Consider the following 26,598-nt stretch of genomic DNA (forward strand, 5'->3'; position numbering starts at 1 on the left):
GTAAAAACGCTTCCGTTTAAGACAGTTGGACGATTAATTGGACGACCATTTTTAATAACTGTCAACAACGATCCGTAGCATACGAGTGCTGAGAAATCGGGATGAATTAGCAACTTATTCCAACTTTCACCCGGCAAGCCGGTTAAACTAACGTAAAGGCTGCTAGAAAGGAGTAGGCAGAACAAGTTTTCTGTCAATGGACCGTCTCCAGGGATTGTACTAGTAGCAAACTTTTTTGACGATGCCCTCAGGACTCTTTGCTTTATTAGATGATATCTCGGCGCTAGTAAAAAGTAGTGCCGCCACATTAGATGATGTACCTTCTCAAATAGCCAAAACAACCGGGAAAGTGTCAGGCATTGTCATTGATGATACGGCCGTTACACCCAAATATGTTGTTGGGCTCGACCCATCGCGGGAGCTGGCTATTATCTACCAGATTGCCAAAAAATCGCTGATCAATAAACTCCTCCTATTAAGTCCGGCTGCCTTATTGCTTGGCTACTTTGCCCCTTGGGCGATTACCCCAATTTTAATGGTAGGTGGTGCTTATTTATGTTTTGAGGGCTACGAAAAGGTTCATTCCCTGTTTAGCCCCCACGATGGGAACATGAAGCAAAAATCACTAAAAGAGATCACCCCCGAAGAACTGGAGCAGCAACGAGTGGGTAGTGCGGTTCGCACGGATATTATTCTGTCGGCCGAAATTATGGCCATTGCTTATAGCCAGGTAACCGGCCAGGCGATGGTGAACCAGATTGTTGTCATGGTGGCGGTGGCCGTTTTTATCACAGTGGCCGTCTATGGGTTTGTTGGCCTAATTGTTAAAGCGGATGATATAGGGCTACATTTGGCTGGCCATGAATACCCTCCTGCTACCCAGAAAGTAGGCCGTAGCATAGTAAAGTTTATGCCGCATTTCTTGAGTTGGCTGGGCTATGTAGGTACAGCTGCCATGCTTTGGGTAGGTGCCGAAATCATTGCGCATGGCCTACCATTTACCGCTCATTTACTACATGAATTAGAGCAGGGTTTGTCTTCTATGCCGATAGTTTCCTGGTTTGCTAAAGCGCTGGTCTGCGGAGTGGCCGGACTTATTATAGGGTTTGTCCTTGACCAACTTGTGATGTTGGTCAAGAAGGCCTTTTGATAACTCAGATGCGTATGTAGCTGACTGCCTCTAACAGTCATTAAAAGCCAGCATTCATTTATTGAAGCGTTTTCGTGGACGAAAGCAAAGACATATCTTAAGTGATTAAGCTAACATTATTTTCAAGAAAAGCTGGTCGTTTGAAATTGTACATTTCCTCTACCATCAAAAACTATTTCATTGTCAATACTGTCCTGATTAATAGGTTAGATAATCATTGTATTGGCTTACAGACTTATAGACAACCATCAATATGAGATGCGGTTCTGCTCTAGCCTATACCAAGTTGAGACGCCAAGAGCGGCAGAGAATAGGGGCGGTATAGTTTCTCCCAACCATCGGCTCCCTCATCAACCAGACCCTGAATTTATCCGTGAGCAAACGAGTAGACTGGTATAGCCACGTCAATTGAGAGCCCATAAAGGGCTCTCAATTGACGTGGCTATACCAGCGCTGGAGAAAGTTGATTCGTCTGGACGCTTGGCTGGTCGCCTATAGTCTGAACATACCAATACCTTACGATAATAAAACCGCTTTTTCTAAACAAATACTTTAAACTGAAAGTCTTGAGGCTCTTGACCAGCGGACCACCACAATGGTCGATTTCGTAACAAACTGACTTCACCACGCTGGTCACCGGCTCTGTAGCAATCCGCCAAGCTTAATGACTAGATAATCAGCTATTTATATAGGACATCGTGCAGTTCCCCGGCTGCGGATAGCGGCTGGGGTACAGTCAATTTAGGGCAAAATCACCAGTCAACTGAATCCGAAATCCGCTGGTCAACTCTATTGGGGTGTCTACTAATAAGCCGGGCGAACAGTGGCACGGTCCATCTTTTAGATTCGTCCATATTCTCACTTTTTTAGTTCATTCTAAACTTTCTTATCAAACAAAAGTAGTGTTCTGACGAGTCGGCGGCTTGACAGGGATGGATCTCATACTACGTAAATTGCGTAAAGGAGTCGCCAGTACGGACCAGACGATGCTGATAGCGGCCGTTATCAGAGCCATAACGGGCAGCCGACAGAAGAGTAACCCGTCGGCTGCGGGGCAAGAAAGCGAAGGTGCTTGTCTTAGGAGACAGCAGGTATCTGTGAATCAGGTACAGGATGGGCAGTTATTTCTCAGTTGGAAGGGACAAACCATACAGATCGTGTTGAGGGGCTTGCCCCATACCGCAAACACGCCCTTCTGATAACCCGGAAGCGTCAATTCGTAAGTGGGGACTTGTAGTGGAAATACCAGTTAAATGATGCTGCTCCTCTTTGACCGACCTATGTGGTAGGTAGCCAGCATGGCATTTCGATAGACCTGTTTAAGCACTGGCGCCAGTGCTTAAGGTAGCCTCCATGCGGCATGACAACGAATTGGGCCAGAGTAAACCAGCTCAATCACCTTTCCAGAGCAAACCAGCTCAATCACCTTTAACGACAGGTAGCTATGTTAGCAATGAATTTTCGCGGGGTCCGTCAAATCAGGCTGGACCGTAACAAGCCCGAGCCGGAGATCAAGCATCCCTATGATGCGATTGTCCGGGTCACCCGATCCCTGATTTGCGGCTCAGACCTGCACCTCTATCACGGTCGTGTGCCCGATACCCGGGTGGGTATGACCTTTGGCCATGAATTTACCGGCGTTGTCGAAGCGGTAGGCTCGGGCGTACAAAAATTAAAAGTAGGTGACCATGTGCTGGTGCCGTTCAACGTTGCCTGCGGCACCTGCCCCCATTGCAAGCAGGAACTCTATGGCAACTGCAATGAGTCCAATCCGGAAGCCACCGCCGTCGGCGGATTTTTTGGCTATGCGCACACGGGCGGTGGCTATGATGGCGGACAGGCCGAATACGTTCGGGTACCCTACGCCGATGTGAGCCCCACCAAAATCCCCGACGGCATGGACCTGGAAAACGCCGTACTGCTGACGGACGTAGTGCCGACGGGCTATCAGGCGGCTGAGCAGGGCGGTATCCAGAAGGGCGATACCGTGGTGGTGTTTGGCGCCGGTCCGGTGGGGCTGATGGCGGCCCGCTTTGCCTGGTTTTTCGGGGCTACCCGCGTCATTGTGATCGATCACGTCGACTACCGCCTGGAGTTTGCCCGCAAGTTTGCCTATGCCGAGGCTTACAACTTCCGGGAAATGAAAGACCCGGTGTTGTTCCTGAAAAAAGCCACCGACTACTTTGGCGCTGACGTATGTATCGATGCAGTGGGCTGCGATGGCACCGGCAGTGCCCTGCAAACCATCACCGGTAAAGGACTGCTGTTGCAGGCCGGCGATGCCACGGCCCTGCACTGGGCTATCAACTCGGTCAAAAAAGGCGGGATTGTGTCCATCATTGGCGTATACGGTCCGCCCTGGAACCTGGTACCCGTTGGCAGTCTGATGAACAAAGGGATTACCCTACGGGCCAACCAGGCCTCGGTGAAACGGCTGCTGCCCAAACTGATTGATCACATCATGAGCGGTCGCATCAATCCCAAGGAAATAATCACGCACCGGCTGCCCCTGGAAGAAGTGTCAGATGCTTACCGCATGTTTTCCGGTAAGATGGACCACATCGTCAAACCCTTATTAATTCCCCCACGCGCCAATGCGGCTTAACCCCTTATCGTATGCAACCCGTATTAGAAGAGAAAATAGATGAATTTCAGGACCGCAAGATTGCGGACCGAAACCTGAAAAGCCGCACGAAAGACATCCCCGGCTGGGGCATGGATGCCGATCCGGAAAATGACCCTACCTACCCGATGAAGCATTGGAACGGTGCGGACCACGAACGGCTCAATTACGAAAAAGCCCCCCAGCAGCCCGTCGACATCGAGGTCTTGCATTCGGTGGAACGACCGGGCGTTACGCGTGTCTTTGGTACGTCATCACCGCCGTTGGGCCTCAGTGGGGCTCTCCGTCGCTATGCCTATCAGTATAGCGAAGCAACCGCTACGCACTGGATGACGCTGATATTGGCCGACCGGATAAACGCTATAGAGGGAAAGCTAACGGACTTGGCCCACGGCATTCTTCCCAATCCCTGGATCGAGCGGGGCTGGCGAGCGGAATGGAAGCACAACCGCCCTGCTTTTATCCGAAAGACAGCGACGACGGCCTTGCTGATCACGGCCGGCTTCATGCTACTGAAACGGAAAAACAAGCGTAAGTAGGTTTTAGTAAGCGGATAGGATTATTGGTATCGACCCAAAGAAACCACAAGCTGAACACGTTTGGGTTGATACCAATATTGACTCTGCTAGTTATCAGGTACCTGTTTACGAATGCCCTATCAATTAAACCGATCCAATTATGAGTACGAGCAGTCATCAACTGGAACAAATCTTTTCAGACGATACATACCAATTAACCGGTGTAGCTATAGCGAAAGACGGTCGTTTGTTTAGCTGTTATCCGTTGTGGCCCGGACCACACCAGTACAGTGTTGTCGAAATTTTACCCAATAACCGGGTGAAACCGTATCCAGACGAGCCATGGAACAGCTGGCAGGAAGGGGACGATGGAACAAACAAATGGGTATGTGTGCAGGCCGTGTATGTTGACGCCGAGAACAACTTGTGGGTAGTGGACCCGGCCTGCCCGAATATGGAACAGGTTTATGACGCTAGTTTTAAGCTGGTCAAGTTCAACCTGGCTACCGATCGCATCGAAGACGTATACCGGTTTGATGGCGTACTAACCAACAAAAGCTATATCAACGATGTGCGGGTCGATACCCGTCGACAGGTAGCGTATTTAACCAACTCCAATGAAGGGGGAATTGTAGTCATTAATCTGGAAACGGGAACCATCCGGGAGGTATTGCGCCATCATCCTTCGGTGAAACACGACCCTTCCTTTACCCTGATCGTGGACGGGAAGGAATTCAAAAAGCAAGGTCAACCGGTACACCTTCAATCCGATGGCATTGCCTTAACACCAGATGGCGAATGGCTGTATTACAAACCACTCACCGACAATAAACTCTACCGCATCCGAACGGAATTCTTGCGAAACGAAGCCTTGCCAGAAGATCAACGGGAAGCTGCGGTCGAAGATTTGGGCAGGTTTGCGGTGACGGACGGGATGATCGTTGACAAAAACGGCAATTTGTACCTGGGCGATTACCAGAATTATAAACTGGTCAGAATAACGCCTGCGCACAAGCTGGAAGATGTCGTATCCGATGAACGGCTGATCTGGCCGGATAGTTATTCGATTTCGACGGATGATTATTTATACATCAGTTGCTCCCAGATCAATAAGCAACCCGATTACAATGAAGGCGAAAACAAACGAACCACCCCGTATGCCATTTACCGGATGAAGTTGCCAGATGTCTAAAAGCGGCATTCTTCCAAGCCTTGGATTGAAAGGGGCTGGCGCACTGAATAAAAGCACAACCGAAAGGTTTTGTGCGTCAGGTTGCGCTGGTCACTGCCGTAGCGGTTGGCCTTATTCTATAGCTGAACCGGCCCGCCCAATAAAGGACTGACGTATAGCTACTGATAAGTTTATACAACGCGTACCGGTGCTGTGCAGACGAGCCGGTCGCTAATCAGGTTTGGGCGTGAGCAGCTCGTCGCCTTATCTTTGTTGAGCTATTTTCAGGATTTTTTATGGGGACAGTTTAGCTAGAGAATCCCTGCTTGCCGTCCACCAGAAAGCTCGTGGTTGAGAAGAAGTGTTTCAGCAGCTCCTGCTCAACTAGGGCGTTAAGTGAAAATGGCTCGACGGACAAGCCAGTCCAACCCTTTCTCAAATCAGTTGAGTAGAATTGGTTCTTGCATTTATGCTTCAGGCAATCAGCGGTACTATGGATAATGACCCGTTACCCGATCGGATTTATCAGAACGCCTTTCGGGCGATGAATCGGGGCTTTTGTTTGTTGGATGTCCGATTTGATGAGCAAGGCCTAGCTAAGGATATGATTATCCGGGATGCCAGTCCGGCCCAGAACCGGATTGACGAAGGGCTACCCCTACGTGGCGAGTCCGGGGACGAGTTCTTGCCTGGCCTTGATCCCAACTGGATCGAGCGGTATGTCCAGGTGGCTTTGACGAGAGAAGCGGCTCATTTTGAAGACTGGTCAGAAACCAGCCAACGATGGTATGAAGTCGATGCCTGCTCGGTAGGAGGCCCCAACAGTTCGCTGGTGGCCCTCAGCTACAGTGATATTACCCAACGGAAGCGTCAGGAAGAATCGTTGCTGGCGCTCGAACGACGACAATCGTTTTTGTTGCGGTTAAGTGATGAGCTACGTCCCTTATCGAACGCCGTTAGTATTCAATATCAGGCGGCTCGCGTGCTGGGTGAGTTTTTGCAGGCAAACCGGGTGGGGTATGCCGAAACGCAGGAGGATGAACAATTAGTAGCGGTGACTCGCCATTTTACCCGGGGCGTTGCTGGCATTGAGGGCGTTTACCGATACGTGGATTATGGCCCGGAGTTACTTGAACAGATGCTGCGGGGGCAAACCGTCGTGCGCGATGATGTCGCCAATGACTCCCGGCTCACCCAGGCCGAGAAACAAGCCCACGCCCAGCTACAACTGGGGGCAACGGTGAATGTACCGCTCGTCAAACAGGGTCGTTTGGTGGCCATTCTCTTTGTTCACTTCCAGCGCGACCACTCCTTCTCCGCCTTAGAGATCGGATTAATTGAAGAAACCGCCGAACGCATTTGGGCCGCCGTTGAGCGGGCGCGCGCCGAGCAAGCCTTACTCAAAAGCGAAGCGGAGTTTCGGACCATGGCTGAAGCCGCTCCCGCTTTGGTCTGGATCTGTTCAGCCTTAGGCGAAAACATCTATTTCAACCCGCGTTGGTATGACTACACCGGGCAGACAGTTGAGCAGGCCCGTGGATTGGGGTGGGCGGTGAGGATGCATCCCGACGACGTCAATCGGATTCTGCCTTACTGGCAAGCTTGCCAACAGACGGGTGAAGCCTATGAAGGGGAGGTTCGCTACCGGCGGCATGATGGGATGTACCGCTGGCACATCTTCCGAAGCCTGCCCCGTCGCTCGGCCACAGGGCAGATCGAGGCCTGGTACGGGCTGAGCATTGACATTGACGACGCCAAACGAGCTGAGCAAGACCTTCAGCAAGCCAGTCATCGCAAGGATGAGTTTCTGGCCATGCTGGCCCACGAATTACGTAACCCGTTGGCGCCAGTACATAATGGCCTCCAGTTACTGGCACAGACCCACCAGGACGATCCTATGCTGGGGGCTATACTGCCCAGTATGAACCGGCAGATGGATCATTTACTGCGGCTGGTGGATGATCTGCTGGATGTGAGCCGGATTAGCCGGGGCAAGATTGAGTTACGCACTCAACGGATTGATCTGGTACAAGTGGTTGCTCAGACCGTTGACACTATGCAGCCTCTATTTAGGGTCTCGGCTCGGCAGTTGCATGTGCAACTACCAAGCCACTGCTTTTATATGAATGGCGACGCGACGCGATTAACCCAGGTGGTGACTAATTTGCTCACCAACGGCCTACGCTATACCTATCCGGAAGGGCAGGTCTGGCTTAGCCTGGAGCGAGTCGGTGAGCAAGCGGTCCTGCGGGTTCGGGATAACGGCATCGGCCTGGCCGCCGATCAATTGGGAGTCATCTTCGAGTTATTCCGGCAGGTGGATACATCGCTGGCCCGCTCGCAGGGCGGGTTGGGGGTCGGCCTCTCGCTGGTGCAGCAACTGGTAGAACAGCACGGGGGGCGGGTAGGGGTCCAAAGTGAGGGGCAGGAAAAAGGCAGTGAATTTACTATTCACTTACCACTTCTACCGGCTTAATCTCTCTATGAAGATGATGAATGCACCAGACACAGCCTCTTCAGCCCTTCGAATCCAGTTGGTCAACGGCTAACCCGTCCTGCCAATCAGCAATCGAAACTGGGGTACTGAAAAAAAGCAACGCAGTTAACCCTATTCGACCGCTGCCTAAAACCAACCACTCGTCGATACATACCGTGAATCAGAAATAATATCGGTAGCTAGCCTAACGAATTCTCGTAAACTCTAAATGAACGCCCAGTTTAAGAAGCAGATATGTGAAAACTCCGCCGTTCCACGGGGAAGTGTTATTTGAGATAAAGACAACGATTGGTCATTCCGCCCAACGCTGCTTTAGTTTTCCCTGACCGATCAACTCCCTGAGCCGTTCAGTCAGCATCGCTACATCCACCGGCTTGACTAGATGGCCGTCGAAACCCGCTTCTTGGCTTCGCTCCCGATCCGCTTCCTGGCCATAACCACTTATCGCAATCACGGGTATAAACTCTCCCCAAGGCTGCTCACGAAGTAACCGGCATGTTTCATAGCCGTCCAGCTCAGGCATGCCAATATCTAACAAAATGGCGGCTGGCTGGAGTTGTTGGGCCGCAGCAATACCCGCTCGACCACTCGTCCGCGTATGAGCCTCATACCCCTTTAGTGTCAGCAGCAGACTGAGCGTCAGGGCCGCATCGGTATTGTCGTCAATGACCAAAATTCGCTCACTGCTCGCTGGAGAGGTCGTCTCTTCAAGTGACTTGGGTGAAACGTCCGGAGCCGTTTCCAGGGTAGGTAAGTGAACGCGGAAGGTGCTGCCCTGGCCGATGCCTTCACTCTGGGCTTCCACCCGCCCACCGTGCAGCTCCACCAACCGTTTGACCAGCGTCAGCCCCAAGCCCAAGCCCCCTTTCGAACGGGCGGGCGAGTTGTCTACCTGCACAAACGACTCAAAAACCGCTTCTAGCTGATCGACGCTCAAGCCAATCCCATCATCGCCCACCTGAAGCTGGGCTTCGTGGGAGGCCTGTTCTAGCCTTAGCCAGACCTGCCCCCCCTCTCCGGTGTAACGGACCCCATTGGTTAACAGATTGGTCACCACCTGGCTCAGCCGGGTCGCATCGCCTTGCAGGTAAATGGGCACTTGAGGTAGCTCAACCCGCAAGGTGCGCCCTTGTTGATTAAACAGCCCCTGCATGGATTGAGCCGCTTGCTGGACGAGCTCAACCAGATTGAGGGGCTGTTTTTGGAGTTCGATTTTGCCTTGATTGATGCGGTTTACGTCCAACAGCTCATCTACCATCCGCACCAGATGGTTGGTCTGACGGCTCATCATCGATACCGTGGCCGAACTTTGCTCATCCTGGGTAGTAGTCATCTTCAGGATGTCCAGCCCCGAGCGCAAAGTCACCAGGGGATTGCGCAGTTCATGAGCCAGCATGGCTAAAAACTCATCCTTCCGCCGGTCGGCCTCGCGCAAGGCTTCTTCGGCTTGTTTGCGGTCAGTGATATTCTGGGCTTGGCCGATCATCTTGGTGGGCTGGCCCTGCTGGTCGCGCAGTATCGTTCCGGACACCTGAAACCAGCGCCATTGGGCGGACTGGGCGATGGAGCGCACCTGATAAGTAAATTGGTCGGTCCCCGTTCGAATGGCCTGCTCGACCGCCTGGGTTGGCATTAGGCGGTCGTCGGGATGCACATAACCCAAATTAGCTTGTAGAATTGGGGCGGGTGGGTGGCCCAAGATGCGCTCGGCGTTAGGCGAGTAGCTGGCTTGATTGGTGAGCAGGTCAAGCTGCCACCAATAGGTGTCCGAGGTTTGCATGGCCAGTCGTACCCACTCGTCAACGAAAAGGGCTAAATGATCTTCTTCAGGCAGGCTATTTGGGCGGAAGCGGTTGAGTTCATTATTGTTCATGGACAATCAAGAGGTGACAGTTTCTTTAACCCCAACCCGTGGGCGGTGTTCAGTGCAAGTTACACCGTTGGCTCGCTTGGTCAACCCGCGACTCTCTAGTCGAGTGACTAGCTGGTTGGCGAAGTCCTACCTGCTAAGTCAATATCCACAGTGGCCAAAGTTCACCTTCTAAGAACGACACACCGGCTACGGCGCTGTAGCCGTTCTTTCCTATACAATGCGTTATTGAGGAGCGAATTATGAGACAGTGATTTTTTTCATCTGTCCTAGGCCATTAGTCGTTTACAGTTTCAAAACAAGTGCGGAGCATGAGTGGTAACATATTTTATCATCACTTATACAGACATGGTTAGCATAGGTTTTAGCCGTTGTCCTCATGAAGTCTGGACTTCACAGGAGAAACCGAAACGGTAAATGATCGAGTCATTGAGCTTACCCATTACGAGTAAAGGCACGCTAAAAGCGGGTTTTCAAATCAACAAGACAATCGATTAGTCAACAGTAGATAGTCCGGGAAGACCACTAACAGATCACCTGAGAAAGCAAAAATACATACATATGTTGAGCCAATCAGCAATTATAGTAAAATCGTCTGTAACCGCTCAGCATAGCTGTATATCTCTCTGGATCGCTTCGATCAACAACCGCTTTTGTTCAACAGGGCACCTTACCGCTATGGGGCACATTGTTAACCAGACGAGTCGATTTGTAGCATGGTTAAACGACGTGTGTTTGACGAAGCGTTCAGGGAAATGGCTGTTGACCTGTCCTATGCAAAAGGATCGATCCAAGAAGCTGCCCGCCAGTTGGGGTCGACCTGGGACGAATCAGTAAGTGGCGACAACCTCCCAAAAAGCAGATCAGCCCTTAGCCTCCAATGCTACCCTCACTCCTGAGCAGCAACGACACTAGAGATTAGTTGATACTGTAAATCATTATCAGGTTATCATAAGGCCAGTGGCTGTTGCAAAAGCCCAAAAGTGGATTACTAAAACGAGTTTGTGAGCTATTTTCTGACCCTTACAGAAGCAAAACGGCTAAGGAATAGGGAATTCCAGGCTTTTAACAACCACGCCACTTAAATAACAGAAAAATGGTCATTGTCCAATCTGTTTACTGGCAGGGAAACCATTGAGTTGTAAGGTGCTACTTGGGCTTGAGGCAAATACTTTTACTTCACTTAAAAGAACACGATCACTCATTTGATACCCTTTGGGTAAGACATTAGTAGGTACTATTGGGGATGCCCCTTCCCGGTAGTGCGTATAACAAAAAGCAATAGGAAGTATATAGCTTCCTGCCAAATTAGGTTTTAAGGGGGGCATATGCTTTAAGCCACTATGTATCTCATACTCGAATCCATACAGTTTATTCATGCGGGTGCTCATTTTTGGATAGAGCACCGAAATGTTACGAATATGTCCGGCTGAATCAATATCAAAACCAGCGTAAAAACGTCCATATATGGCATGAGAAGCCGGTTTAACCGGATAATGAATGCGATGGGTAACTACTTGAGTGAAAACAGGGTCTTGATCCAAAGCGGCCGAGGCAATCTGAGCAATGGCTATTCGGCTAAATAGTACCAAAACCAGTATAGATAAATTGAGCGTATTTTTCATAAAAAATGAATTTACAAATAACCCTTCCAAATCTAAGAATTAGTCAGTTAACTAGCGTTCTAAGTCTTCTCACATAACATATTCTTAGTGGCTGTTGCAAAAGTCGGTCAGTCGTTTAACTGAACCCTCCTGCCAGCTAGTTTATGGCCAATAGTTACTCGCCTTTCATCCGACTAACTACCAAAACAAGCAGTACAGAGACTTTTGTATCAGCCACGATAGTTATACAACTGACCTAGTAAAAAGACAATTATGTTGACTTTCTCGTTAAGCATGCAAATAAGAGTATTACTTTATACTGGAGTGTTAGTTGGCTTGTTGTATGGCTGTAAACCTAGACCGTTTCAGACTAATTTAGCTGGTTATATAATTCAGTTCCCGACCACATTAAGTCAGTTGCAAAAGCAATACCCAACCGGTCAATTATTATCTGATGATAGATTTGTTGACTCGAGACAGACAGTGAGAATAGAATGGTGGTTCAACGTATGGGGCAATACCGGAAATCAAGAATTAAGGAATGAACCTTATGGTGTAGTAATATTCTTACGAGGTAAGGAGGCTAAGTTTGATTCTGTTAAAAGCATTTTACAACAACACTACGGGCAAATAATGGAACCCTTAGTTTTTACTAAATCGCATGGGAACTTCAGTGGTTTAAAGCCTACCTACGTTTGCCACACTAGGGATGGTGCCTTTATTGTTCTAACTAAGTCCGATAGTTACCGCTCAGAACCCAACAGTTTAAGAATCTCAATCGGCTATAATTTGAATACAAAAGAAGAAGAAGCCTTTGCCTTATTAGGTGGACCGATTTATAATGATAAGCTTTGAAAGTATAAGGTTACTAGAAAATGTAGTATTCCTAGGTCAGTTGTATAATTCACGTGGCTGTTGCAAAAGTCTGAAATGGGTCTTGAAGATCAGGTTTAACCTTTGGCCAGAGGTGTTTTAAGGCCTGGAAATCATCTATTGGAAGATTTCAGATCGGCTGACGTAGACTTTTGCAACAGCCACTAACGTTATGTTAGTCGATTTAAACAATAATTGAGAAAGGTAACCTGTTTCGTGGTTAGGGGAAAACACAATTCTAATAGCTTCCTTCTAATAGCACTTTAAGTTGTTTTGCTTCACTGTAGAAAGCATTGTAATTGATACTACGCTTAGCAATGGTAGCTCCTGAGCAATCGAAGACATAACTCATAGGAGAACTAATAAACCCGTTTTCGAAAGCCAAAAAAGACTCGTCTTTATAAGTGTATACTATCACTTTTAACGGCCCACTTTTAGGTTTCTGAAAGAATTGCAATTGGTCTTTTTGCCAAGAAACGTCTGCCAGTGACTTGTCTGAAAAACAAGATGAACTGACACCTTCCGGACTAACATCATCCTTGGAGCCACACATTTGAGCAGTGGACAGAAAACTAGCTAAGATGGCTATCAGTAGAGTAGATCTTTTCATCTGATCAGGAAAGTAAAAGGATTGTATGGTATTGATTCCATCTTTTCTAAAAAGGTTGGAAGAGTGGATTCCATTTCTTGTATAAGTGCCATCATGATAACTAACCCCTAAAAGTACAATTTAAAACAGATAATATTTTATGCAGTTGAGTGTAAATACTAACGAGAATTTTTGACCCTAAGAGACACGATAAGGCCAGTGAAAGGGTTTTCTAGTGTATCTCCTCTACGCCTGCCTGTTAAACTTAGTCTCAAGTAACGCTCCTCCTTGAGACGAGCAATCGTTCTTGAATAGGCTCCTGCCAGAAACGACAACGTATTCATGCATCTGCTTCTTAAATGGGGCCTTTAATGAAGCACCGTTTCATTGAACTACTAGTGTCTTTACCCTCTGTCTTACAGTTGTAAGACAGTACTTGTTTTTGTTTGACAGAATGTAGTACTTAACATATAAAAGATTATACAACAGCTTTTATATGAAACTAATGGTCGCTTTGCTGTTTTTGAGTTGGACGCTTACAGGGTGTGTCACCACTCAAGTTACCTCTGCTGATAATAGTACCTTTAGCAACGGCCAAGTAGATGGCGATACCAACCTTACAATTTTTCTGTTAGAGAGAGATATTCCTACAGCTATCAAACGGCTAGGTGTAGTTACCATTTCGGTAGGTACGGCTACCACCGATAAGATGGTAAAAGAAAGGTTAAAGCTGAAATGTCAAGAGTTAGGCGCTAATGGAGCTTATCGAATTTCAGATGGCTTCTATCCCAACGCGGGAAGCATTCCTTATTTAGTTTTCAAGTATTAATGGTAGGAGATCACTAGAACTTTAGCTTATCATAATGCCAGTGGCTGTTGCAAAAGTCTGGGTGGATGCCGTAGAGCCAGGCTTACCCGTCAAACACCTGCCACAAGATGGGCAAAGAGTCCGGATCAACGAAGCGTAGATAGTGGCTGTTGCAAAAGTCAACAGGCCTGAAACTTCAGCTGCCAGGTAAGCCATTTTTGCCTTGTAAATAGTGAGAAATTGGCAACTAAGCTAAGGCCGCTACACTCATTCTAGACTTTTGCAACAGCCACTCACGTTATGTGATGAAATTATTCTGTTAACGAAGTTTAAATTGAGATTCTACCAATATTGAAATTATTCAATTTTAGATCCACTGTTTAACTTCGGCTATTAAATAATCAATGAGTTCCAAAAAAGAGATCCGTGCAAAATTATAATTGAGTCGATGATAACTAATTACTTGGGCGTCGCTAGCTAGTACTTGCTCTTTAACTCGTTCTAACTGATTAACCAGCGTCTTAACATCAAGATCCTTTACTGCATCAACTATCTGCTCTGGTCCAATGTGAAAAGCATCAATTCCACAGCAGCCCGCTACACACGTGGTTTCCGTCTTGTTCCAGAACTCCTCTAAAGGATCTCTAACTTTACTATACTTAAAAGTAACATCACTAGAAAAGGGGCCTAAACGTTCGTCTATTTCTAGCTCTGGACCAGTATCGTAATTAAATCCAAGGAGCTTTATTTCCTTTTCAGGGCTTACTGAAAGTATTCTTGAATCAACTATACGACCCATAATGTCTGTGAAAACTTTTCTATTGTATAAGTGATGTGGCTGTTGCAAAAGCCATTTTACCACTCTCTAAGCTCGGTTGATCCGTACTTTTTAGCCATCTTATGGCAGGTATTCGACGGTTAGGCCAGGCGTTACGGTATCTATCTAGACTTTTGCAACAGCCACTGGCAATATGTTAAGTAATTGGTCCAGCTATATCTGCCATATATGACTCAACTTACCCAACTGTAAAGTTTGATCCAAGGTAGCCAGGCAGCATCTTTCTTCTTGAATATTATTAATTTTCCTTCTCCGCATCGAGAACCACAGGTATAGCCAGAATAGAATATACAGATTGAATAATCTCGAATGAAGATTGGGTTTGAAAAGCTGTATAGTCTTGAGCCATAGTGATCTCTAAAATACGTCTCGCCACGAGTTGGATCTTTATATATACTATCCACCGTACTGCTAGTTAGCACCTTTCCATTTTTAAATAACTGGCTTGGCCAAGTTACTTCAGCTTGTCGATCTAATTCACTTTGAATGTAACTACGCTTCTTTAAAGTTAGCACTAAACGAACATCGGGTTTAGGCGGTTTCGTGTTGAACATATCCTGCAAAGTATCCTGGTTCAGCGTTTTTCGCATCCACTTAATTTCATGTTGCCACACCTTGTCCATGTAGACGATCTCGGATGATTGACCAAAGAAATCATGAAGAAACGCCATTGCCTGCTGGCTTTGACAATGAGCCTTTATCGTCAAAAGGCTAAGGACTAAAAGGCTTAAAACAGATTTCATACAGTTTGCCATGCGATTTAATGTTATATAATCAATGTGGCAATTGCAAAAGTAATCAGTGGGTCAAAAACATCCAGTTGATCATTCGTTTCGGCCGAAGGTAGGAGTCAAATTTGATTCATTTATCAAGCTTCCCAATGGCCTTCCAGACTTTTACAACTGCCACCTGTGTTACGTAAACCTATGGCCTTTTATGAGCTCCTGAACCAGACTGGTGAATACTAGCTTGTCTACTTAACATAAAAAGGTTTGTGTAAAACAGTGGAGAGTGGATTTAGACATCCCGCCCCCCTTAATAGGTCTCATAAATAAAGCTGATTTTGCTGCCTAGTTTCCTATTGGTTGGATAGATCGTTTCGCGTTGACTGATTAATCCCTGCGGGGTATAGGATAGCTGTTCGTGATCAAAAATCACGTTGTTGTGGCTAAACACAGCCGGCATAACTCCGCTCCCCCACTGACCATACCAAAGATTTGGTTTGTCATCATACTGATAAGTGGTTTGACTCGTACTGCCATTGGGTAAGGTGATAGATACCTGGCTCACATTGCCCTGTTGATAGGTGTACTGGTATTGGTAGGTTTGCAGGGGATTGGTCCCCAACGGGGTAAGTGTCTCTTGATAGGGGAGATGATGGCTATCATAGCGATAAGCGTGTTGTTGTTGCGCGGTGTAGATGGGAATGGCGTTGCTAAAGCCGGAAGAATCTGTACTTAAAACCATATCGCCCTGCTCATTATAAGTAAACACCCGTTTATTCAGGGCCAGCCCTTGCTGGGATTCAATCACAATGAGTCGATTCTGCTCATCGTAGCGGTAAGCTGTGGTTTGGATCAGATTACTACCGGTATAACTGAGGGTTTGGGTTTGGGTCTGGATCAGCCGATTGTCCGAGTTATAGAAGTAACGGGTGGTGGCCAGGCTAGTGGCAGAGGAGTCGATGCGCTTTATTAGGCGGAATTGGTTGATGGGGGAGCTAACCGGTGCTTGCTGTTCACAGCCAAGCAGAATGAGCAGCAGGCTGCTCAGCCAAGCCCAACAATAGCATAGTTTATTCATCTGATGTTTTTAGGCTATATAGGACCAACTAAGAAAAGGTAAGTGGGTAATTGGTAAATCGACACAAGCTCGATCGAAACGGATAGGGTACCTATCCGCCTATTCGCTTGAGATTATACGCCAATTTTATGTCCTTTATCAGCAGCCAAATTAATCCGTTGTAAGGCTAATTTGGCTGCTGATAAAGGACATTCTCTTATAACAGGAGTGACTACTCAACTTGGCTTAGAGAAATACAGCTCACAAGAAAATGAAAGAAGTAGACTGAATCAGGTTACTCCTCTTATTTATTCTCATCAAACGCTCATAATTGAGACGGAGATTTGTTAAACTAAATGACAGATTTTATGCAGGTCCGCACCTAAGTGGTCAGTTGCTGCGGAATAGTAAATCCGCCCAAGAGAACACCTAAAAATCAATCTATGAGCCCCTAAACAAAAGGTCGGTACTATCAATAGCACCGACCTTGGCAAAAAGGACGTTAGCTACGCTACAAACCAACAACTAACGGGTGGTCATGGGTTAGTAGCTTAACAGACGGGAGCTAGCCCGCTTCGGGAAAATCAGCGGCATTGCCAATGTGAGCATAACTTTCAATTTCCGTCTTGAGATCCGTGAATTTAGTCAGCGCTTCCCGCACGGCCATTTTACCCAGTGGCAGATGCAGCGGTGGATTGTCCATGCGCACCAGATCGTACATGGCCTGGGCCGCCCGTTGCGGATCGCCCGCTTGTTTACCGCTGTTTTGCTGAGATAACTCGAGCGCCTTCCCAACCGTCGGCTCGTAATCGGCAATGGTCACTTTAGTGTAGGTCGCCGAACGCCCAGCCCAATCGGTTCGAAACCCGCTCGGCTCTACATTCGTCACCCGAATGCCCAGCGGCCCCACTTGCTTAGCGAGGCTCTCGCCAATGCCCTCCAGTGCAAATTTAGAGCCGTGATAGATGCCCGCGCTGGGAAACGTCGTCAGCCCACCAATGCTAGTTACATTGATAATGTGCCCACTCTTACGCGCTCGCAAATGAGGCAGTACCGCCCTAATTACGCGCAGGGGGCCAAATACATTACTGTCGAATTGCCGCTGCACCTCGGCCTCGTTAATCTCCTCGATGGCGCCCAGTGAGCCGTAGCCTGCATTGTTTACCACGACATCCAGATGTCCTAACTGGTCGATAGCCGCTGCTATTGCTTCGTTAATCTGCGACTCATTGGTCACATCTGCGACGAGACCAGTACCGTTTGGGCCCCATTTCTGGCTAAACTCATCGGCCTGGCCTTGTTCTCGAAACGTGCCGGCTACTTTATCCCCCTTTTGTAAGGCTAGTTCGGCCAGGTGTTTGCCAAACCCCGTACTGACGCCGGTTATAAACCAATTTTTGATCATATCTAGTTGACTTATTTGCTTATAAGATAAGTACTCGTAATCCTTAATAAGTGTTTGCCGTTTACTAGGTTGGGCGCTTTAGCGGACTAGCTGTATGCTACCAATTGAGCCATGGGACCGGTTCCCCTCATGGACCATGCCAGAGAATGTCCTCAAACGATTCGAAGCAACTTTCGTGCATTTGCTTCATAAATCGGGCGATTGACAAGAAAGCTTTACCTGGCTGAGGTTGAAAATTTCTTGGGCTTCTGGCCGATATGCTTTTCAAAAACGCGGCTGAAATGACTCAGATTTTCATAACCCAACTGAGAGCCCACCTCGGCTACCGAGTGATTTGGAATGCGCAGCAACCGGGCCGCTTCCTGCATGCGTACATGCTGATAGTAATCATAAATACCCTGGCCGAAAACTTGCTTAAACAAGGTGCGCATTTTTAGCGCATTCATGCCCGCCACTCGTGTCAATTCGCTGATCGAACTGGGTTTAGCCAGGCAGCTAACTAGTTGATCGCGTACCTTATAGATCGATACGATATCCTGCTCACTGAATGTCTGCTGGACTGTTTTTTCTCGTTTGCTAAGACGCTGAAACAAATAAAAAAGTAATTCCATCGCCTTCAGTCGGTAGTAATAAGCCGGTAGTAAACCGGGTGGCTCCTTCCTCGCAATACTATTCAGTGTGCTAATCATATCGTCGGTCATCACCTCCTCAAGGAGAAAATCAGTGGGGGTATCAAGCAAAAATTGAAACTGGTCGGCATCGTCACCCAGGAAGGATTTCAAATAATCCGCCTGAACCAGGACCGCCACGATCACCACCCGGGAATTCTCTTTAAAAAGACTGGTGTAGGTATGCGTTGATGGAAAGACGCGGATAAAGGGTTTGTCATCCGGTGATAGCCGACTTCGTTCGCCAATCCCAGCGTCATCATCGGAGATCATATTTTTGAAAAAGAAGCAAATGCTCCTGTTGATGAATTTGGGGGCCGTCGTTTGGCGAGTGAACGTTTTCTTCACCAAGTACGAAGCCGTGAACATGGCTAGTTCAGGAAAGAAGTCGAAACTTTTTTGGGCGTACATGGTCAGGTTCTCGGCCGTGTCTGGCCCGATATCGTAGCCTATTTTATCGACAAACTGGAGGAACTGTTGCGGATGGTCATGTTGAATCATTAGCGCTACGACTGTTTTTACTGCCTTTCGGGCTATTTTGCCCTTAAAGATGCAACTAGTTTTGTGGTCTAACGCAACCGATAAGTGCTATGGAGAAGCAAGTTTTGATAGTCGGGGCTAGTATCGCGGGATTAACGCTGGCCTATTGGCTAAACCGACAGGGGTACCAGGTAACCCTGGTTGAAATCGCCAACGGGCTTCGACGGGGCGGCTCGCCCATTGATGTTCGGGGCGATGCCCTGACGGTGGCCAGGGAAATGGGTATTCTGGATCAAATTAAGGCCTACGAATTTGTGCATACCGATGAGATCGTTAATGCCAATGATAAACCCATTGTGCAGTTTTCCATCAATGCCCAGGCCGAGTATACAGGTGATATTGAGATCCACCGGGACGATTTAGTCAATATACTCTATCAGGCAATCCCGGCCAAAGCGGTCGAGTTTCTATTTAAGAATCGAATTGAGACGCTGATCCAAACCGACGATAGCGTTGCCGTCAGGTTTCAAACCGGCGAGCGTCGAGAGTTTGCCTTCGTATTTGGGGCGGATGGTACGCATTCAACGGTGCGGAAACTCGTGTTCGGGCCCGAAGCCCAATTTGCCCGCTTTTTTGGGGCTTACTTTGCTCTGGCTGAAGCCCCAGCGATTAAAGCCAACAGCCTAAATTCGGCTACCCTCTACCAGGAAGTAGGCAAAACAGCCATGCTGTATTCATTTAAAAACGCGGTTCATGCGGGCCTTCTTTTCCGCTCGTCGAGGCTAGACTATGACTATCGCAACCGGGATCAACATAAACAAATTCTGAGGGACCATTTCGATAATGGCTTGTGGAAGATTCCTCAAATTTTAGCGGCAATGCTGGCTTCCAATGAGTTATACTTCGATGAAGTTGTGCAAATTCAAATGCCCACCTGGACAAAAGGGCGGGTGGCCCTGGTGGGCGACGCGGCTCACACCACCGGCTTTCCCACCGGCATGGGTACCAGTTTGGCTATGCAGGGAGCGGCTCGTTTAGCCTTCGAACTCGATACGTTTAAAGAGAGTTATCCTGCCGCCTTTGCGAGCTATTATCAAACCTTTCAGCCGTTTGTGGTGAGTGTTCAGGCGCGCATTGAGCGGGGTCTGAATTGGTTGTTACCCCCAACAGAGGCCGCTCTTGAGGAGGCTATTAAACGATTTCTCTGACCGCTTACAAGCTTTATCATGTCGACTCGTTTCCAGGCTGGTTGGCTTGATAAACCGTAAACATTGATTTGTCATTGGCTTTTAGTTTCCTATTCTTATGTACGCTCCTATGTAGCCGATCGAACGATCAGGCATCGGCTGCAACATAGGAGCGTTTTAGGTGATACCTACTACCCAAGTAGTTGGTCTGCTATTTTACTAAGTCTTACGTTTAAACACCTATCAAACAGCGTTGCAATCTCAAAATGAACCAGACTTCATGATCAGAGGCATCCGACTTCTCTTTATAACTATCCTGACGGTAATTCTCGCTCATCACCTCATGGTTCTTTTCCATGAATGGTCGCATAGCGTCATCGGTTGGCTATTTGGCTACAAAGCACACCCTTTTGCTATTCATTATGGTGATTGGACATTAATTCACGCCGATGAGAACATTGACTACGAGCCAATCTTTCAATCTTCTTCACCTTGGAAAGCTTCTTTCATTGCAGGGGCTGCCTTACTTACCAATGTCCTCTTATTGCTGGCATCTCGGAAAGGGCTACGCCAATCGGCTAGTAGGCGACAGCCGTTCTTAACACAAGCTTGCTTTTGGTTTGCCGTTTTTAACTTGGCTGAACTTTATAGCTATATGCCCCTGAGAGCCTTTTCATCCGGTGGGGACGTGGGCCATGTTGAAATAGGGCTAGGTATGTCAGCTTGGATCGGCTTTATTATGGGCACTCCCCTGATTGGCTGGCAATTGGTTGAGCTTCTGACAAAGGATTTGCCCATCATCTACCAGGCAATGGCGATTAAAAGTATAGGCTCCAAGCTGTATTACACAGCACTAACCGTTTCCATCATATTTGGTCTGTATGGTAGTGCCCCTCTATTTTATTACGGCCTTTTAGCCCCTCAAACTCGGTGGTCCCTTTTTTCTGCTGTGGTATGGGTTGTTGTACTCACATTATTGATTCGCCTTGAGATGGGAAAGCATTATCATAAGCGAGATACCCTTGATTGAGTATTGGTCTAGATTGCTTTTTAAACAGCTTATCTATTACATACTCAAAATACACTCCCTCTTGAGATAGATGATCTTCAGGCAACTGCTATAATAATGGGCCATTAATTTGGACGGCATGTTTCGTAACTATTGACTATTAGCTGTAACATATCCTTCTTGAAAATTTATTTATTATATGTGTTTCTCAAAAAATCTTCTATCCTGATCGGGCTTCTACCCAGTAAGTGTTTCACATCACTTTTATTGGTATTGAATTCCCCATTCGCAATTGCTCTACTGAACCTCGCAACATACGCTGCATCATCTTCGGAAACACCCGTTTGCACAAGCTGTGCAACATATGAACTTGCTTCAGGTTGGTAATAAGCGATCGTTTTTCCAGTAATAGCTGATAGTATGTCAGCAATCTCTGCAAAAGAAAAAGCGGTTTCTGCAGCGATGATGTACTCTTTATTTTCATGCCCTGGGGTAGTCAGTACAACGGCTAATGCCTCAGCCATTTCTGCTATTGGTAAAAAGGGGGTTCTACCGTTTCCGGCAGGGATTGAAACACCCTTGTCCAGGATATCCTTTCCAACAAATATAGGAATCATGTCCGCATAGAGCGTGTTGTTCATTAACGTATAAGGAACCCCTATTTGCTTTAGATAATCAGCTGTATACGCATGATATTGAACATCTTCGGTCATCGAGCTTTGTCGTAAATCGTTCATCTCAAAGCTCGTGTAAATAATGTGGCTGACCCCGGTTTCTTGGGCTGCATCAATGGCGTTTTTGTGCTGCTCAAATCTACGGTCGATGTCTGCTGAAGAAGAGACAAGCAACAGTTTGTTCACGCCTTGGAACGCACTTTTTAACGATTCAAAATTTTGGTAATCGCCAATCCTCACCTGAACTCCTTTTGCTTTTAATTCTGTTGCTTTGGTTTCATCTCTTACTAATGCCGTAATGTCAGTTGTAGCTATACCCCTGTCTAACAGGGAATTAATGGTCGTTTTGCCTAAATTGCCTGTTGCACCCGTTACTAAAATCATGATTTTTGTTTAAGATTAGCTAGAACTTATCTATCATGGGTAGAACTATTACAGCCTATTAAAAGTGGCTATTACTCTTTGGTAGTGTAACAAAAAGTGGTAACCTAGAAGTGACTAATGGAAAATAAAGTAGACTATACTGACTGTCCTGTTACCGAGACGATCGCGATGATTGGGGGACGGTGGAAATTGATCATTTTGCACGTGCTATACGGGCATACTAGGCGTTTTGGAGAAATCATTGTTCGGATACCCTCTATTTCAAGAAAGGTGTTAACTCAACAATTGAGAGAGCTTGAAGGGGATGGCTTAATCAGTAGGAAAGAGTACAAGGAGTGTCCACCTCGGGTAGAGTATACACTCACCGACTTTGGCAATAGCCTTTGCCCTTTATTGACTTCTATAAAAGCTTGGAGAAACGGTGTTGGCTTATTGAGTTCAAGACAGGATTAAACGCTCTGGTTGAAACTATTTCTACATGTCAAATCACATAAATAGTGGAATCAGCCTATCTTTTAGAGTGCGCTGACTATATCAGCGGCCCGGCAAAGTTGTAGCTCTCAGACCTGATTACTCTAGCCTATACATTTGAGGGTCAGTAAAATTGCAGGATTTGACGGTGCCGCTGCGGTAGCTAGCCAAGCTCCGTTGCATAGGGATGGTCTGAAAGAAAAGAAGATGCTTTCTCTTGCTAATGAATCTTAGCTCCATGACTATGAGTTGCATAATCTCATTTAACGCTCCTAAATGAGACGCAGAAGCTTTCATGCGTCTGCTCCTCAAATAGGGCATTTTTTGAAACAGTGCTTATCTGGTGGATTGCTTAGAAAAACGCCGATTTATTGACAACGCCTTCTGTCTTACAACTGTAAGACAGCGCTTGTTTTTGTCTTACGTTATGTTGGACTTAACATAATTCCGGCGGTTGTTGCAAAAGTTTGGAAGGCTAAACGTAAGCTCGCTAAGTAGGTTTGATAGGGCGCCTTCTTTCGGCCAAAACAAGATGCGGCAGAATTTCTATTTAAATTTCATCCATCGATAGACCTTTAGGGTCAGTGATCTTGTGGAACGGCCACGATAATAACTTCTTTATCGGTTGTTTGATCCAGAGGTCCAGATAACCCTTTTAGAGGTATTAAGATACCTTCACCGACGGTACGCTGGTAAAACTGCTTCGTGAACCGTTGAATCTTGGAGTCAAAAACAGCGCCGGGCTGTACACTGTTATCGGCAAACCGAAAGTAATAATCATTTAGAACGCTCCCGGTAACCTTCTTTGTAAAAGTAGGTACCTCACCTGTTGGGTTGTGGTAATACGAATACGTAATAGTATATTGATTGTTATCTCCCGTTGCAATGACAATAGCGAAATTATCAATATCCAATTTACTCTTTACTGGGAACCCTTGTTTAGCCGTATGTAGCGTATCTCCAGCTACAATGTAGGCAGTCACCAGGTAACGTCCCGCTAGGCTAGTTGTCGTTTGCGAGGATTGGATTGGTGCTGTTGGTTTTACTGATGGTTGAAAAGGTTGTACTGGGGCTATAGGTGAATTGGGCCCTGGCCGACAGTTGAGAAGACTAGCAACGAGCAAAACGAGTAGTAGCGGTTTCATAAGACGAAAAGTTATAGTGTTGAGAATCAAGTCTTAGTGAGCTTAAATTTAGGGTTTGAATTAACATAAAGCCAGTGGCTGTTGCAAAAGTCTTTAAAGTGGTCAACGAGCTTGTGTAGGTAGCCATTTTCAGGCGATTAAAAGGCTAAACGTTACAGTCTACGAAGCCATATCAAGCCGATTCCGACTTTTGCAACAGCCACCAATATTATGGTGGCAATCTCGCTTGTTAAACAAAGCTCAGTTTTGTTTAACAAGCGAGATTGCGTTTTTTGCCGAATAAACCTGGCTGTCAGATTTGCAAGCCGTTTTCTCGGCCGAAACGCTTTCATTAAAAAGTACTATTACACTTCTGCTTAATTTAGGTAATACAAAAGGGGCGTTTGATACTACGGTGAATTAGCCAAATAAAGTCACTTACTCTCAACGACCAAGAGTTAGCTTGTTCAGGTAAACAGAAAATAAAGTTAACTTTGGCTTAAGGGTGGCTTTTAGATGCCCTTTTCTTAGTAACATGAGCAAACAGCATCTAGCTGAGTCTAGTGATTCTTCTCTCAACCACCAGCTTATAGAGAACATGCAAGGCCCGGACCGGGAGACGATGAACACTGGGGTTGCCCTTTGCCAGGCCATTCGGGATCAAACCGGAAAAATAATCGATTGCCGATTCCTTGAACTGAACACAGCGTTTGAGAAATTCACCGGTGTCAATCGTCAAGAAGCCGTTGGCAAAGCGGCCCGGGACGTATTCCCCATTCTTGGGCCGGCCTGGTTCGACCCCTACCAGCAACTCATCAATAGCGGGCAAACTATTCGCTTTGTGCGGTTTATCCCTGGATGGGACCGTTGGTTAGAGATGACGGCCTTTTTTTATGGCAATGACCAGTTTGTGGTTCATTACGACGAAATCACCGCCCGCCGACAGGCCCAGGAATCTCAGCAACAAAGTCAGGCCAGTCTACAAATGGCCCTGGATGTAGCCCAACTAGGCACCTGGAGTTGGAACCTGCTCACCAATGAGGGTTACCTGGATGCCCGGGGAGCGGAGCTAATCGGGCTGGCCCCCGGTTATCTAGCCAACGTAGCCCATGCCCAGATGGCCAGCATTCACCCCGACGATCTGGCCCGCACGGAAGCCGACGTAATGGCAGGTATTGCCCAGGGAGTACCCTTCGGTCTCAACTATCGGGTCATCCATCCGGATCAGAGCGTCCACCATATTCGCTCCCGCTTCCATGTGGTAACCGACCCGACGGGACGTCCCGTGGAACTGATGGGGACAAACCTGGACACAACGGCTGAATATGAACTGACAACAGCGCTACGCCAAAGCCAGGAGAAACAGGCCTTTTTACTTGCCCTGAGTGATGCCCTAAACGCCTTAGCGGATCCCATCCAGATTGAAACGACGGCCGTCCGGCTGCTGGAGGACTACCTGGGCGATACCCAGGTTCAGTTTAGCCAAATGAGCGGGCAAGAGGTGATCATTCATCAGGTCTACGGTAGCCATCAGCCACTCAGGGTCGATCAATTCCGCTTGGTAACCCTGGGCATAAAATCGCCTGTTTCCTACCGAGCGGGTCAGGTGCAGGTAGTTACCGATGTGGCAATGGATGCCGTCCATACACTGACCGAACGAGCAGAATTGCAAGCCGCTCAGATTGGCGCCTATATAACCGTTCCTCTGGTAAAGCAACAGCAGTGGGTTGCCACCCTGAGGGTACATAGTAGCCAGGCACGCTCCTGGACTTCGTCTGAGGTTGAACTGGTTCAGGAAGCGGCCGTCCGCACCTGGGCAGCCCTGGAACGGGCCCGCTCCGAGAACGCCCTGAACCAAAGCCAGGAGCAGCTTCGGCAGTTGTCATCGAGTTTGGAAAGCCAGGTGCAACAACGCACGGAGGAGTTGGCGGCTGCTAACCACGAACTGGCTGTCAATAACCAGGCCCTAGCCGAAGCCAATGGCTTGCTTGTTCGCTCGAACGCCAACCTACAAACCTTTGCCTACATTGCCAGCCACGATTTGCAGGAGCCTCTACGCAAGATTCAGCAGTTTGGGGATCTCTTGAAAACGCGTTACATGGACTCGACCGGCGAGGCACTGGTGTATCTGGAGCGGATGCAGATGGCGGCCTCCCGGATGTCGACCTTAATTCGGGACTTGCTGGATTATTCCCGTATTTCCACCCGGCGAGACGAGAGTACTCCCGTCTCGCTCCAGACCATTGTCGCCACCGTACTCAATACGTTGGACTGGACAATTCAGCAAACTGGGGCTCAGATTCAGGTGGGGCCGCTGCCTACGCTATCAGGTGATGCCTCCCAGCTAGGGCAGTTGTTCCAGAACCTGTTGAGTAATGCCCTTAAGTTTCGTAAGCCAGGTGTTGCTCCCCAGATTCAGATCCTGTCGTGTCGGGTGGTGGCCCGTGATTTACCGAAGGTCTTTACGCCCCACCGTGCGGTCAGCGGCTATCATCGGATTGACGTAGTGGATAACGGGATTGGTTTTGAGGAGAAATATCTGGATCGCATTTTCCAGGTCTTTCAGCGCTTGCACGGCAAAAACGAGTTTGCCGGTACGGGTATCGGACTGGCGATTTGTGAGAAGGTGGTGACCAATCACGGGGGGGCTATAACGGCCGCTAGCCAGTCCGGTCAGGGAGCCACGTTCAGCGTTTACTTACCCGGTTAAGCGTCATGGGTCAATCGGTGTGTTTTGATAGGTTGGTCGAACGAGCCTTTCCAAGATTCACTCTTTTAAAGACAATTCTCAAATAAACGCTCCATTTCGTACGACGACTGGTTAGAGTGCTTTAGGTAAACGACCAATTATCAGGGCATCCTGTGGCGGACCA

22 protein-coding genes are annotated in these 26,598 nt (G+C 47.6%); 12 read left to right on the forward strand and 10 right to left on the reverse strand.

What is annotated here, in order from left to right; all coding sequences use genetic code 11:
- Positions 1 to 241: 241 nt before the first annotated feature.
- The 6 genes from SD10_RS08235 (at position 242) to SD10_RS28660 (ending at position 7,938) form a co-directional block, all read left to right on the forward strand.
- Positions 242 to 1,150, forward strand: coding sequence for a DUF808 domain-containing protein (locus SD10_RS08235; RefSeq protein ID WP_046573367.1), 909 nt, complete (start codon positions 242 to 244; stop codon positions 1,148 to 1,150).
- Positions 1,151 to 2,082: 932 nt separating this feature from the next.
- Positions 2,083 to 2,349 carry a hypothetical protein gene (locus SD10_RS08240; protein ID WP_046573368.1) on the forward strand — a complete coding sequence of 89 codons (267 nt, stop codon included), beginning with the start codon at positions 2,083 to 2,085 and terminating at the stop codon, positions 2,347 to 2,349.
- A 245-nt stretch (positions 2,350 to 2,594) separates the two neighbouring features.
- Positions 2,595 to 3,755 (forward strand): zinc-dependent alcohol dehydrogenase, encoded by a 1,161-nt coding sequence (locus SD10_RS08245; RefSeq protein WP_046573369.1) that lies wholly within the window; start codon positions 2,595 to 2,597, stop codon positions 3,753 to 3,755.
- An 11-nt stretch (positions 3,756 to 3,766) separates the two neighbouring features.
- Positions 3,767 to 4,312 carry a hypothetical protein gene (locus SD10_RS08250; protein WP_046573370.1) on the forward strand — a complete coding sequence of 182 codons (546 nt, stop codon included), beginning with the start codon at positions 3,767 to 3,769 and terminating at the stop codon, positions 4,310 to 4,312.
- 139 nt (positions 4,313 to 4,451) lie between these two features.
- Positions 4,452 to 5,483 (forward strand): L-dopachrome tautomerase-related protein, encoded by a 1,032-nt coding sequence (locus SD10_RS08255; protein ID WP_046573371.1) that lies wholly within the window; start codon positions 4,452 to 4,454, stop codon positions 5,481 to 5,483.
- A 448-nt stretch (positions 5,484 to 5,931) separates the two neighbouring features.
- A complete protein-coding gene (locus SD10_RS28660) occupies positions 5,932 to 7,938 on the forward strand; it encodes a sensor histidine kinase (protein ID WP_052731127.1) in 2,007 nt (668 codons plus the stop codon).
- Between the two features lie 313 nt (positions 7,939 to 8,251).
- Here SD10_RS28660 and SD10_RS08265 read toward each other — a convergent pair whose 3' ends face one another.
- Both SD10_RS08265 and SD10_RS08275 read right to left on the reverse strand, forming a co-directional pair.
- Positions 8,252 to 9,832, reverse strand: coding sequence for a PAS domain-containing hybrid sensor histidine kinase/response regulator (locus tag SD10_RS08265; RefSeq protein WP_052731128.1), 1,581 nt, complete (start codon positions 9,830 to 9,832; stop codon positions 8,252 to 8,254).
- Positions 9,833 to 10,929: 1,097 nt separating this feature from the next.
- Entirely contained in the window at positions 10,930 to 11,454 is a 525-nt protein-coding gene (locus SD10_RS08275) for a hypothetical protein (RefSeq protein WP_046573373.1), read from the reverse strand.
- A 273-nt stretch (positions 11,455 to 11,727) separates the two neighbouring features.
- Between SD10_RS08275 and SD10_RS08280 the strand changes: the two genes are divergently transcribed.
- Positions 11,728 to 12,288, forward strand: coding sequence for a hypothetical protein (locus SD10_RS08280; RefSeq protein ID WP_046573374.1), 561 nt, complete (start codon positions 11,728 to 11,730; stop codon positions 12,286 to 12,288).
- Positions 12,289 to 12,544: 256 nt separating this feature from the next.
- On the opposite strand, the gene SD10_RS08285 is transcribed toward SD10_RS08280, so the two are convergent.
- A complete protein-coding gene (locus tag SD10_RS08285; protein WP_046573375.1) occupies positions 12,545 to 12,916 on the reverse strand; it encodes a hypothetical protein in 372 nt (123 codons plus the stop codon).
- Between the two features lie 475 nt (positions 12,917 to 13,391).
- Here SD10_RS08285 and SD10_RS28665 point away from each other — a divergent pair, with 475 nt between their 5' ends.
- Positions 13,392 to 13,724, forward strand: a complete 333-nt coding sequence (locus tag SD10_RS28665; protein WP_052731129.1) for a hypothetical protein — start codon at positions 13,392 to 13,394, stop codon at positions 13,722 to 13,724.
- 346 nt (positions 13,725 to 14,070) lie between these two features.
- Here the strand turns inward: SD10_RS28665 and SD10_RS08295 are convergent, their stop codons facing one another.
- The 5 genes from SD10_RS08295 to SD10_RS08315 all read right to left on the reverse strand — a co-directional run bounded on the left by SD10_RS08295 (position 14,071) and on the right by SD10_RS08315 (position 18,897).
- Entirely contained in the window at positions 14,071 to 14,502 is a 432-nt protein-coding gene (locus SD10_RS08295; RefSeq protein WP_148562399.1) for a DUF6331 family protein, read from the reverse strand.
- A 212-nt stretch (positions 14,503 to 14,714) separates the two neighbouring features.
- Positions 14,715 to 15,284, reverse strand: a complete 570-nt coding sequence (locus tag SD10_RS08300) for a hypothetical protein (protein WP_046573377.1) — start codon at positions 15,282 to 15,284, stop codon at positions 14,715 to 14,717.
- 292 nt (positions 15,285 to 15,576) lie between these two features.
- Positions 15,577 to 16,344 carry a hypothetical protein gene (locus SD10_RS08305; RefSeq protein ID WP_046573378.1) on the reverse strand — a complete coding sequence of 256 codons (768 nt, stop codon included), beginning with the start codon at positions 16,342 to 16,344 and terminating at the stop codon, positions 15,577 to 15,579.
- Positions 16,345 to 16,888: 544 nt separating this feature from the next.
- On the reverse strand, positions 16,889 to 17,728 hold the full coding sequence (locus tag SD10_RS08310; RefSeq protein ID WP_046573379.1) for an oxidoreductase: 840 nt from the start codon (positions 17,726 to 17,728) through the stop codon (positions 16,889 to 16,891).
- Between the two features lie 215 nt (positions 17,729 to 17,943).
- Positions 17,944 to 18,897, reverse strand: coding sequence for a helix-turn-helix transcriptional regulator (locus tag SD10_RS08315; protein WP_046573380.1), 954 nt, complete (start codon positions 18,895 to 18,897; stop codon positions 17,944 to 17,946).
- A gap of 89 nt (positions 18,898 to 18,986) precedes the next feature.
- Between SD10_RS08315 and SD10_RS08320 the strand changes: the two genes are divergently transcribed.
- Positions 18,987 to 20,084, forward strand: coding sequence for an FAD-dependent monooxygenase (locus SD10_RS08320; protein WP_046573381.1), 1,098 nt, complete (start codon positions 18,987 to 18,989; stop codon positions 20,082 to 20,084).
- 322 nt (positions 20,085 to 20,406) lie between these two features.
- A complete protein-coding gene (locus SD10_RS08325; RefSeq protein WP_148562400.1) occupies positions 20,407 to 21,093 on the forward strand; it encodes a hypothetical protein in 687 nt (228 codons plus the stop codon).
- A gap of 167 nt (positions 21,094 to 21,260) precedes the next feature.
- Here SD10_RS08325 and SD10_RS08330 read toward each other — a convergent pair whose 3' ends face one another.
- Complete coding sequence (locus tag SD10_RS08330; RefSeq protein WP_046573383.1) at positions 21,261 to 22,130, reverse strand: SDR family oxidoreductase; 870 nt, start codon at positions 22,128 to 22,130, stop codon at positions 21,261 to 21,263.
- Between the two features lie 168 nt (positions 22,131 to 22,298).
- On the opposite strand from SD10_RS08330, the gene SD10_RS08335 reads away from it, so the two are divergent.
- Complete coding sequence (locus SD10_RS08335) at positions 22,299 to 22,583, forward strand: winged helix-turn-helix transcriptional regulator (RefSeq protein ID WP_227699230.1); 285 nt, start codon at positions 22,299 to 22,301, stop codon at positions 22,581 to 22,583.
- 599 nt (positions 22,584 to 23,182) lie between these two features.
- Here the strand turns inward: SD10_RS08335 and SD10_RS08345 are convergent.
- Complete coding sequence (locus tag SD10_RS08345) at positions 23,183 to 23,746, reverse strand: hypothetical protein (protein WP_148562401.1); 564 nt, start codon at positions 23,744 to 23,746, stop codon at positions 23,183 to 23,185.
- A gap of 577 nt (positions 23,747 to 24,323) precedes the next feature.
- On the opposite strand from SD10_RS08345, the gene SD10_RS28670 reads away from it, so the two are divergent.
- Entirely contained in the window at positions 24,324 to 26,435 is a 2,112-nt protein-coding gene (locus SD10_RS28670; RefSeq protein WP_052731130.1) for an ATP-binding protein, read from the forward strand.
- The last annotated feature ends 163 nt before the right edge of the window (positions 26,436 to 26,598 follow it).

Source organism: Spirosoma radiotolerans, assembly GCF_000974425.1.
Classification (GTDB): Bacteria; Bacteroidota; Bacteroidia; order Cytophagales; family Spirosomataceae; genus Spirosoma; species Spirosoma radiotolerans.